The organism is Streptomyces roseolus (assembly GCF_014649855.1).
GTDB classification, from domain to species: domain Bacteria; phylum Actinomycetota; class Actinomycetes; order Streptomycetales; family Streptomycetaceae; genus Streptomyces; species Streptomyces roseolus.
On record NZ_BMTV01000022.1, the window covers coordinates 146018 to 154981 of the forward strand.

Below are 8964 nucleotides of genomic sequence, written 5' to 3' on the forward strand. Positions count from 1 at the left end.
TCCCTTGCGGTCGCCGAGGCGGGCGGACCAGGCCACATGCACGAGCGGTTCGCGGCCGACGGCGGGCTACTGCTGGGCGGGACAAGCCCGAGGGTACCGCGATCTTCAGGGCGGTCAAGGAAGTTGATCAAACTAAATCGAACACTTCCGAATGTACAACTGAACATGGAGAGGATCGATGCTCACACCCGCTGACATCGACAAGAAGGAGTTCGGCACCACCCGGATCAAGGAAGGCTACGACCAGCTTGAGGTCGACAACTTCCTCGACGCCGTGGCCGCCGACTACCGCTCGGCGCTCGCCCGCGTCGCCGAGCTGGAGGCGAGCGTCGTCCGGCTCCGGTCCGACCTGGCCACCGCTCAGCGCGCCTCCACCGACGCCGTCACCAGCGTCATACCGGTCCCCCCGGCCGCCAGTGCCGAGCGCATCCTGGCCGCCGCCCAGCGCACCGCCGACCAGGTCGAGGCCGAAGCCAACACGGAGGCCGGCAGGCTCCGGGCCGCCGCCCGCGCCGACGCCGAAAGCATCAAGCAGACGGCCGAGGCCGAGCGCCAGACGATCCTCAACCGGCTGGAGTCCGAGCGCGCCGAGCTGGCCGAGAAGATCGAAATGCTCAAGGCCCGCCGTGCGAACTACCGAGCCTGGCTCCGAGCCGCCCTCTCCAACATCGACGAGGAGGAGGCGAACGATGCCTAAGCCCAAGAAGGCCGCCACGGCGGCGGTGATCGCGGACGGTTACACCGCCGACGAAGCCATCGAGATCGCCGAGGCTCTCCAGCAGGAGGAACCCCCGGTCGTCGACCACCGCCTGAGGGAGACCGGCAACGGCCCGACCGTCAGCTACGAGGAAGGGCTGCTCCGAGAGATCTACGGGGAGCCCGACGCCGAGGGGGTGTACCGGTGAGCCTCGAAGCGATGATCGCGAAGGTCGAGTCCCGGCTCGGCACCACCGGCCGGCCCAACATCGCCACCCGTTGGTACGCGGCCCGCAACGGCCCCTACTTCGCCAACGCCGCCTGGTGCAACATGTTCCTCACCTGGGCGGCACACGAGTCCGGCAACTACAGCCAGGTCTGCTTCGGCAAGGACTTCGCCTACACCGTCTGGCACGCGCAGGAGTTCCAGAACAACGGCCAGTGGCACACCGACACCGCCGGCATACGTCGAGGCGACATCGTCTTCTTCGACTGGCAGGGCTCGAACAGCATCGCCCACATCGACCACGTCGGAATCGTCACCGGGGTCAACGGCCGCGACATCCTCACGATCGAGGGCAACACCGATGACCGCGTCGCCCGGCGCGTCCGGCACGCCGACGACATCGCCGGCTACGGCCGCCCGGCCTACCCGGCGGAGCCCGGCGCCAACACCTACACCGCCAAGGCTGGCGACACCCTGTCCCGAATCGGGAAGGCCATCGGAGTCCGCTGGCAGGACATCGCCGCCCTCAACGGCATCCTGTCCCCCTACACCATCGACGTCGGCCAGGTGCTCCTGCTCCCCAGCCGGGCACCGGCACCGACGACGCCACCGGCACCGGCACCGGCACCTCCCCCGCCGCCGGCACCCGTCGGCGCCGAGGTCAGCCTGGCGAACCTGGAGTTCGGCGACCGCACCGACGACGTCAAGGACTTCCAGGCCGCCCTGAAGGCGAAGGGCTTCGACCCGGGCCCGGTCGACGGCGTCTTCGGGGACCGGACGAAGGCCGCCTGCGCCGACTTCCAGCGGGCACAGGGCTGGTCCGGGGACGGCGCTGACGGTCTCCCGGGGCCCCAGACCATCGAGCACCTGGGCCTGCGCCTGGCGGGCGGCACCACGCCCCCGCCGGCGCCGGGTGAGCCGGCGCATGACTACCGGCGCGTGACGTACGGCGGGAAGCGGGTCAACGCCCGCACGAAGGTGATGCTGGAGGCCGCCGCCGCCGACTTCGGGCGGGCCTTCACCCTCACCCAGGGCTCGTACAACGCCGGCGGTGTCGCCGCCAGCGCCGGCACCCACGACGGTGGCGGCGTCGTCGACATCTCTGTCTCTGGCTGGTCCCGCGCCCGCATGGACAGTGCCGTGCAGGCCCTGCGCCGAGCTGGCCTGGTCGCCTGGCTGCGCGTGCCGCCGGCCTTCGACTACCACATCCACGCCGTGGCGATCGGCGACCGGGAGATGTCCCCGGCCGCGAAGAGCCAGATCCAGCAGTGGCGGGAAGACCGCGACGGCCTGGCCCGGCGTGGCCCCGACCCTGCGCCGGACCCCTACCCGGCGTGGACCCAGCAGTACCGGTAAGAGAAAGGATCACCCACCATGAAGGACTCCACCCGGCGTACCGTGCGCACGGTCTTCCAGACCGTCGTGTCCGTCGCCGCAGGTATGCCGCTCCTCCTGGACGCCTCGGGCATCCCGGAGGCGGCCCCCGGCGTCGGCGTCGTCCTCGCCGTCGCCGCCGCCGTCACGCGCCTGATGGCGCTGCCGCTCGTGGACAACCTGCTCCCGTCCTTCCTGAAGAAGGACGCCGCCGCCTAGCTAGGAGGTGATCCGGTCTCGTGCCGGGTCGCGCCCGGCGAACTGCGCCCCCCTCTGCCAACTCGGCGGAGGGGGGCCTTTTTTCGTCGCGGCCCAGCCCGCGCACCACGGGGCAAGCGTGCGAGCTGGGCCTCGCCGAGAGTACCGACTCAGTCCTATGGTCAGTACAGGGTGGGCGGCTTGCGGATCTGCCGCATGTTGGCCAGGACCGATCGCGCCCTCCCCAAAGCCAGCCTTCTGCACACCGCTTGAAGCAGCACCTCCATCTGGTCCGCAAGGTGATCCGGAAGAAGCAGCCCCGGAGCTATGGATCAGGGCAGGGGTAGACTCCGTGCTCGCCCCGCGAACTCGGCGCATCTCAGGGCCACTTGTGGGAACAGGGGGATAATCGTGAGCCAAACGTTCGAGCCGAGGGCTGCACATCGCAGGCCCGATGGAGATGGAGGTCTTGGATGACCACTCCGACGCCACCGGCTGAACCAGTACTGACTGGGGAAAACCCGGCCAGCGTAAATAGCAGCACATCGGCAAGTAACACCTCGGACTCCAGCAACATCACCGTGACAGCCACTGGTGACGGCTCGGTACAGATCAGCGAGTCACCAGCAACCCCCCAAGCAGCCGCGCAGGCGTCCTCTTCACCTAGTGGCCACGATCCGTGGATGAAGGTTCTACACTGGGCCTTCTTTAGTGTGATCTTCGCCGTACTCCCCATTGGGGCCGGTTACGTGATCGACATCACCCGGCAAAGCGATCGTTCATTCTCGGATCTGATCAGCCACGGAGAGCTCTACATCGTGTCAGCAGGCTTGACGGCGGCGGCCGTTGGGCAGTCTTTCATGAAGAAGAACAACAAACATCGCTTCCTGCATGCCATTCTAACCTTCACAAATATTGGACTTTTCTTCCTTACCTCCTTCTTCTATGCGGACGCCGTAGCACCCAGCTCCGAAGCTGATCCGAATGTCAGGCGGGATGTTATGGCAGAACTGTCCTTGTGGTTCTTCGCGATCACACTTATTACTACAGGCACCAGCACCGTTCTGGCCGAGGTGGAGAAGGAACAATGACCGGTCTCGACTACTTTGCCACCGCTGGGGCTGCAGTTGCCACACTCGTGGCTTTCTCGCTAGCTGTCACAACTTTTCGAATCGCCCGCAGAAAGCCCGAAAGGGACCTTTCTGGAACTCGCGTAACAATTGAGCGCGATGGAAAGCTGATCACAATCAGGGAAGCGCAACTTCTTTCGGCGGAGCAAATGGCAGAGGTCATGCGAATGCTCGACGAGGGCACACCAAAGGACTACCCCACCAACGTCCGCATTGAAGGCCCCGGTAAAGATCCGCAGGCAGCCATCCCGCCTACTCGACAGGATGAGCAATGAGTTTCATTGCAGTCCGCCCACGCGTGGGGGAGTTCATATCTCGGGGCATGCAGTGCTTTACGAGCCTGCCATCCGATCAATAGGAAGGCGGCCCCCACTCGGGCTGCGCTGCGCTGGGCAATTCGGGCCCCCTCTGCCTCACGGCGGAGGGGGCCTTTTTGCGTTTCGGAGCCTGCCTCGCGAAGAGTCAGTACATGGTGGGCGGCTTGCGGCGGATCTGCCACATGTTCTTGTGCTCGCGCATGATGGCCGGGCGATCAGCCGGCGGGGCGCCGCGCATGGAGACGTGGAACGTCCAGGCACGGGTCGCCCGGTCGATGGCGAACATGACCAGCAGGACCAGCGCGAAGGTCGGCACCGGATAGCTCTGAAGGAGCTGAAGCGTCGTCGAAGTACTCATGTTTCCCTCCCAAGGTGCGGGCGCCTTCGAAGAGAAGGCGTCTCCGCACGGGAGGGCGCCGATCCCAACGAAGGCAGGTCAATTCCTGCCAAACACGACCGCCCGCTAGTCGTGCCCCCACGCGTTGTCTACCCCACGCGGGTAATCGTTGAGACCGGATGACACTGGTCACCGAAACTCAAGGTGTTGCTTTGGTACTGCGGGCTTCCGGTGTCGGCTTGTTCCGTTCACCGTTTTCATGGGCCGTCGGACCAGCCCTGAGGAACCACCGCACCCACTGAGTAGGGGCGGCATGTCACGTTCGCTCGCTCGGCGATGCAACTGGCATCGCCTCGGTGCGTCCGAAGCAAAGGATCCGTGATCCCGTGCACGCATACAGTAATCACGAGCCGCCTGAGCAATCAACTCGTGCAGCTCGGAGGGCGTTTGAGGGCAAGACCGCTCGCCGCATGAAGGTCTTCCGGCAACGCAGAAGCGCCCCCTGGCCCTATGGCCAGGGGGCGCCGATCGCGAAACGCTACGAGGCGACCAGCTCGATCTTGACCGCGAGGGCGCCGAGCGCCTCCTTCTCGGGCCCGTAGATGGTGCGGATGTTGGTGAGCTGCTGGTCCCGAGTCGCGGTCGGGTTGACGTTGGCCGGCCCCTCCCCGTCGAGCAGCGCCTCGAAGTCGGGGTACTCGGTGACGCGGAGGACGTTCACGTCGCACGTCTCGTCGGTGCCCTTGATCCGGAAGCGAATCGTGTCGCCGGCGGCGAGGTCCGCGAGGTGCGGGTACTTGACCCTCACCTCGGTCGTCTTCTGGCCGGAGGAGACCAGCTCGAAGTACTGGCGGTAGAGGTTCAGCTCGTGGACGCGGGTGGTGCTGTTACTCATCGGGAAGGAACACTCCTGGGCGGCGGAACGGTGATCAGGCGGCCGACCTCGGCGGCCGAGTACGAGCGGAAGAAGTGGCGGGGGTCGGACAGCAGGGTCTCGGTCATGGCGAGGAGCTGGTCGGCGTACTCGGTGATGCTGCCGGGCCACAGCCGGGTGTCGAGCATCCAAGGCGCTGCCCCCTCGGGCAAGGCAGCACGGCCTTCCCGGATGAGGGACTTCGACAGCTTGGCGCCGGTGTCGGTGACGATCTGGGGGCAGAACAGCCGGGCGGGAAGCTGACCCCCGGTGAGTCCCACGGCCCGGAGTGCCTCGTCGACGAGCTGGGAGCCGAAGATCCAGTCGCCGCCCTTGACCATCACGTACAGGGTGTCCCTGTCGTCGGCCAGGCTGAGTTCCTTGACCAGGTTCCGGTAGAGGGTGGCCAGGTCGAGGTAGCCGCCGGCGGTGGGCGTGATGACGACCTCGTACGGGCCGTGGTGGAGGCAGACAGCGGAGACGTGTGCCGTCTCGCTGTCGACGAGGCGGACCTGGGTGCGCTCGGCGTGCTTCTCGGCCCAGCCGCAGCCGGGCCGGGGGCACGGCACGCGCAGGTGCGGGGTGCCGTGGGAGGGGTCGAGCCACCAGCGGGCGGCGTCGATGCGGGGCAGGAGCCGGAGCCAGGTGCGGCGGTAGTGCTCGCCGGCCTGCTGCTGGGTGTACGTCTCGATGCGGTGCGGGATGCCCAGGCGCCTGGACAGGGCGGTGAAGAGGGGCTGGTACAGCGCGTCGACGACGTCGTGCAGGGCCTGCTCGCCGAGGGCCTGGGCGTAGGCCCGCTGGTAGGCGTGGCCGCTGACGAAGTCGGTGCCCAGCTCGTACGGGGCGTTGTCGAGGGCCCCGAAGCGCACCTCGGTGGGAAAGCCGTAGCGGTCTCCCAGGCGGGCCGCCATCGCGAAGGCCAGGGTCTGCACCAGAGAGGTACCCAGGTGCGGGGCGCCGTTGATCTGGGTTCCGACCACCAGCACGATCCGCTCGGGCGGGCAGCTCAGGATGCGCGGCGCTAAGACGTCCTCGGCGTGCGTCAGGGCGTTGGCGAGGACCGTGTTCGGGGAAACGGGGTGGGACATGGACTTCCCCCTCCTGTAGGGGCTCGATGTTGGGGGCCGTCCCGGAGTCCCCACTCTCCGGGACGGCCGACGCGCTGTTCAGTGGTGCGGGATCGACGCCACGACCCGGCTCGGGGTGTCCAGCCAGACCATCTGGCCGGCCTCCGAGACCGTCAGGCCGAAGCGTTCGAAGCCCGGCCTGTTGCGCTCCTGCCACCAGTGGAACGCGCTCTCGATCTCATCCCAGAGCCGGCGGCCCCCTGCCTGGACGATCTCGAACTCGTTCGCGTCGGGCTCGTAGTCGGCGGAGGCCCACGACTTCGTGTCCAGGCTGTACACCCAGAGCGTGTACGAGCCGTCCTGGTACCGCTCGGTGCGCCAGAACGCTCCCGGGACCATGACGCCGACGACGAACTGTTCGATCCACCCTCCGACCTTCGCCGGCGACAGGGAGGTCTTGCTCGTCTCCCCGCCGGCGGGCCACGGTTCGCCCCTCAGGTAGAGGTGGTGGGGCGGGCGGTCGGGGCGCTGCTGCCGCAGGCGCATGAAGGCGCTGCTGCGGGTGAAGCGTCCTTCCGCCACCCCGTTCTCCTGGACCGTGAGACGAACGATCGCCTCCCCGCCGTAGGTGGGGCCCCACGGGGCCACGATGACGCCGCCGGTCCGGGTCTGCTCGACCCAGTCGTGCGGGACGCTCCCCACGGAGCAGGTGGCGATCACGCGGTCGTAGGGGCGGGGGCGGGGGTGTCCACGCCGGCCGTCGCCGACGACGAGGGTCGGCCGGATCCCGAGGGTGAGCAGGTTCGCCGCCCCGTCCTGGGCCACATCGGGGTCGTACTCGATGGTGGTGACGCTGTTTCCCCCGACGCGGTGAGCCAGCAGGCCCGCGTTCCAGCCGGTGCCGGTTCCGATCTCCAGGACCTGGTGACCGAGCTGGACGTCCAGGTCTTTCAGCATCGTGAAGACCATCGTGGGCAGGGAGTTGGAGCTGGTCGGCGTGGTCCCGACGTCATCGCCGGTGTGCCGGCCTTCGTCCCACTGGGTGGTCAGGGGGATGTCGGAGTACACCGCCTCGAACCAGCGCTCGGGGTCCTTGGTGCGGTCGACGACGGCGGCCTGCTTGGTGCCGTCCGCGATGCCCGGCCACACCCGGGCCGGCAGGAACACGTCGCGCGGGACGGCGTTGAACGCGGGCAGCCAGTCGGATTCGATGGTGCCCTTTTCGAGGAGGGCGGAGGCGAGCCTCTTCAGGCCCGCCTCCCTCTTGCTGGTGTCCACCTGCGCCCTACTTGCTCGCGGGGCCGGAGCCGTCGGAGGTGTTGCCGCCCTCGTCGGAGCCACCGCCGCCGTGCTTGGCGCCGCTGCTGGAGTCGTCCTGCTGGCTGCCGCCGGTCCCGCTTCCGGACCCTCCGCTGTGCTTGCCGCTCATTTCCCACTCCTCTTCTTCTTGGTGAAACCGCCCTGGCGGGTGCGAGGGCGGAGGCTTGGGGGCCGCGCCGCCGGGTCCAGGTGGGGCTGTCCCGGGGGCGCGGCCGGCTTAGGGGTGCAGATGTAGAGCGCTGCTGCGCCTGCGCCCACCGCGATGAGCATCAGGGCCAGCATGGCCTTGTGGATCACCGCGCCGGGGCGTACGGCGGGGGCCCGTAGGTGTCGGCGGCGCTCGATACGCGCTCGACGGGCCGCCACACGTCCACGAGCCCGCTCACGACGGCGGTTCTTCCGTTGGCGAAGCGCAGGGTCTTGACCCCGACCTTGGGTGTCGTCATGTCCACCACCCGGTAGAAGAGCCCGGGGCGCGCCTCGTAGAAGTCGCCGATCCGGACATCGTGCGCCTCGGACGACTCGGCCCGGGTGCCGGGCGGCTCTGTCGGTCCGCCCTTGTGCAGGTTCGCGAGCCTGGCCCCGACGGTCGCGCTGTCGCGGAGCCAGTTGAACGCGTAGTGGGTGGTGGACTCCGTGTTCGGCCGGCGCGGGACTTCGAGCTGCCTGTTCGCCGCTTCGATCAGGGCACGGACCTCGGGCCGGCTGTCCCAGTCGAACGTCAGCAAGCGGGACAGATTCCGGATCATCAACCGGACCGCGTCGTCGATCTGGGCGCGGGTCGAGGTGCCCACCCTCATGTTGCCGACGTGCTGGAGGTCGCTGAGGATGACGCGCGCCTCGTCCACGAAAACGTTCCTCGTACTCGCGCCATTCGTCACGCTAGTCATCACCCGCTTCTCCTCGTCTGCCCGCAGGAGGCTGTCTCCAGGGCAACTTCACGGCCCGGCCGGCTTCGCTCGCCAGGCACGCATAGTTGCTCTTCGTGGCTCCGTCGCTACCGAGAGCTGAAGCATCCCGAGGGCTGAGAAGACTAGCTAGGGGCATCTCTAGGGTCAAGTTGATCCGGAAGCACAGAGGTTGCCTGCGTAGGGGCAGTCTTAGGGGCAAGATGAGGCTATGAGCGTTGGGGCCTTGATTCACGACCTACGTAAGGCCCGAGGATGGTCGCAGGGACGCCTTGCTCGCGAGATCAACGAGGCGTTCGGTACGAACATCGATCGGGAGTACATCAGCCGCTGGGAGCGTTCGAAGGTAGAGCCCAGGAACTTCTACCTCCGATGTCTGTCCGCTGTGCTCGATGTGCCCCTAGGGTCTGTTGCGAAAGTGGATCTTGTTCGTTGATGATCACGTCCTGTGGGACGTGGGGATCTGACGAACGGC

Annotated in this window: 13 protein-coding genes; 7 read left to right on the forward strand and 6 right to left on the reverse strand. The window is 67.4% G+C overall.

Annotated elements, in window-relative coordinates; genetic code table 11:
* The first annotated feature begins 178 nt into the window (after positions 1 to 178).
* From IE245_RS25360 to IE245_RS25385, 6 genes are all read left to right on the forward strand, one after another.
* The gene (locus IE245_RS25360) at positions 179 to 697 is read left to right on the forward strand and encodes a DivIVA domain-containing protein (RefSeq protein ID WP_189951491.1); all 519 of its coding nucleotides are present in this window, start codon (positions 179 to 181) and stop codon (positions 695 to 697) included.
* Positions 690 to 905, forward strand: coding sequence for a hypothetical protein (locus IE245_RS25365; protein ID WP_189951493.1), 216 nt, complete (start codon positions 690 to 692; stop codon positions 903 to 905). The genes IE245_RS25360 and IE245_RS25365 overlap by 8 nt, the downstream gene beginning before the upstream one ends.
* Positions 902 to 2278 (forward strand): peptidoglycan-binding protein, encoded by a 1377-nt coding sequence (locus IE245_RS25370; protein ID WP_189951495.1) that lies wholly within the window; start codon positions 902 to 904, stop codon positions 2276 to 2278. The genes IE245_RS25365 and IE245_RS25370 overlap by 4 nt, the downstream gene beginning before the upstream one ends.
* 18 nt (positions 2279 to 2296) lie before the next feature.
* Positions 2297 to 2515 (forward strand): hypothetical protein, encoded by a 219-nt coding sequence (locus tag IE245_RS25375; protein ID WP_189951497.1) that lies wholly within the window; start codon positions 2297 to 2299, stop codon positions 2513 to 2515.
* 452 nt (positions 2516 to 2967) lie between these two features.
* On the forward strand, positions 2968 to 3585 hold the full coding sequence (locus tag IE245_RS25380; protein ID WP_189951499.1) for a hypothetical protein: 618 nt from the start codon (positions 2968 to 2970) through the stop codon (positions 3583 to 3585).
* Positions 3582 to 3899 (forward strand): hypothetical protein, encoded by a 318-nt coding sequence (locus IE245_RS25385; RefSeq protein WP_189951502.1) that lies wholly within the window; start codon positions 3582 to 3584, stop codon positions 3897 to 3899. The genes IE245_RS25380 and IE245_RS25385 overlap by 4 nt, the downstream gene beginning before the upstream one ends.
* Before the next feature lie 187 nt (positions 3900 to 4086).
* Here the strand turns inward: IE245_RS25385 and IE245_RS25390 are convergent, their stop codons facing one another.
* The 6 genes from IE245_RS25390 to IE245_RS25415 form a co-directional block, all read right to left on the reverse strand.
* The gene (locus IE245_RS25390) at positions 4087 to 4299 is read right to left on the reverse strand and encodes a hypothetical protein (RefSeq protein ID WP_189951504.1); all 213 of its coding nucleotides are present in this window, start codon (positions 4297 to 4299) and stop codon (positions 4087 to 4089) included.
* Positions 4300 to 4816: 517 nt separating this feature from the next.
* Positions 4817 to 5173 carry an ASCH domain-containing protein gene (locus IE245_RS25395; protein ID WP_189951506.1) on the reverse strand — a complete coding sequence of 119 codons (357 nt, stop codon included), beginning with the start codon at positions 5171 to 5173 and terminating at the stop codon, positions 4817 to 4819.
* The gene (locus IE245_RS25400; RefSeq protein ID WP_189951508.1) at positions 5170 to 6282 is read right to left on the reverse strand and encodes a hypothetical protein; all 1113 of its coding nucleotides are present in this window, start codon (positions 6280 to 6282) and stop codon (positions 5170 to 5172) included. Before IE245_RS25400 ends, IE245_RS25395 begins: the two co-directional genes overlap by 4 nt.
* A 78-nt stretch (positions 6283 to 6360) precedes the next feature.
* Positions 6361 to 7539, reverse strand: coding sequence for a methyltransferase domain-containing protein (locus tag IE245_RS25405; RefSeq protein WP_189951510.1), 1179 nt, complete (start codon positions 7537 to 7539; stop codon positions 6361 to 6363).
* Between the two features lie 7 nt (positions 7540 to 7546).
* Positions 7547 to 7690, reverse strand: a complete 144-nt coding sequence (locus IE245_RS25410) for a hypothetical protein (protein ID WP_189951511.1) — start codon at positions 7688 to 7690, stop codon at positions 7547 to 7549.
* Positions 7691 to 7874: 184 nt separating this feature from the next.
* Positions 7875 to 8429 (reverse strand): hypothetical protein, encoded by a 555-nt coding sequence (locus IE245_RS25415; protein ID WP_189951513.1) that lies wholly within the window; start codon positions 8427 to 8429, stop codon positions 7875 to 7877.
* Between the two features lie 271 nt (positions 8430 to 8700).
* On the opposite strand from IE245_RS25415, the gene IE245_RS25420 reads away from it, so the two are divergent.
* The gene (locus tag IE245_RS25420) at positions 8701 to 8925 is read left to right on the forward strand and encodes a helix-turn-helix domain-containing protein (RefSeq protein WP_189951514.1); all 225 of its coding nucleotides are present in this window, start codon (positions 8701 to 8703) and stop codon (positions 8923 to 8925) included.
* Positions 8926 to 8964 lie beyond the last annotated feature (39 nt).

Bases quoted from the DNA above. Each gene is read 5' to 3' on its own strand.
- IE245_RS25365 (WP_189951493.1), top strand. From the start codon at position 690: ATGCCTAAGCCCAAGAAGGCCGCCACGGCGGCGGTGATCGCGGACGGT.
- IE245_RS25375 (WP_189951497.1), top strand. From the start codon at position 2,297: ATGAAGGACTCCACCCGGCGTACCGTGCGCACGGTCTTCCAGACCGTC.
- IE245_RS25395 (WP_189951506.1), bottom strand. From the start codon at position 5,173: ATGAGTAACAGCACCACCCGCGTCCACGAGCTGAACCTCTACCGCCAG.
- IE245_RS25410 (WP_189951511.1), bottom strand. From the start codon at position 7,690: ATGAGCGGCAAGCACAGCGGAGGGTCCGGAAGCGGGACCGGCGGCAGC.
- IE245_RS25385 (WP_189951502.1), top strand. From the start codon at position 3,582: ATGACCGGTCTCGACTACTTTGCCACCGCTGGGGCTGCAGTTGCCACA.
- IE245_RS25390 (WP_189951504.1), bottom strand. From the start codon at position 4,299: ATGAGTACTTCGACGACGCTTCAGCTCCTTCAGAGCTATCCGGTGCCG.
- IE245_RS25380 (WP_189951499.1), top strand. From the start codon at position 2,968: ATGACCACTCCGACGCCACCGGCTGAACCAGTACTGACTGGGGAAAAC.
- IE245_RS25420 (WP_189951514.1), top strand. From the start codon at position 8,701: ATGAGCGTTGGGGCCTTGATTCACGACCTACGTAAGGCCCGAGGATGG.
- IE245_RS25360 (WP_189951491.1), top strand. From the start codon at position 179: ATGCTCACACCCGCTGACATCGACAAGAAGGAGTTCGGCACCACCCGG.
- IE245_RS25400 (WP_189951508.1), bottom strand. From the start codon at position 6,282: ATGTCCCACCCCGTTTCCCCGAACACGGTCCTCGCCAACGCCCTGACG.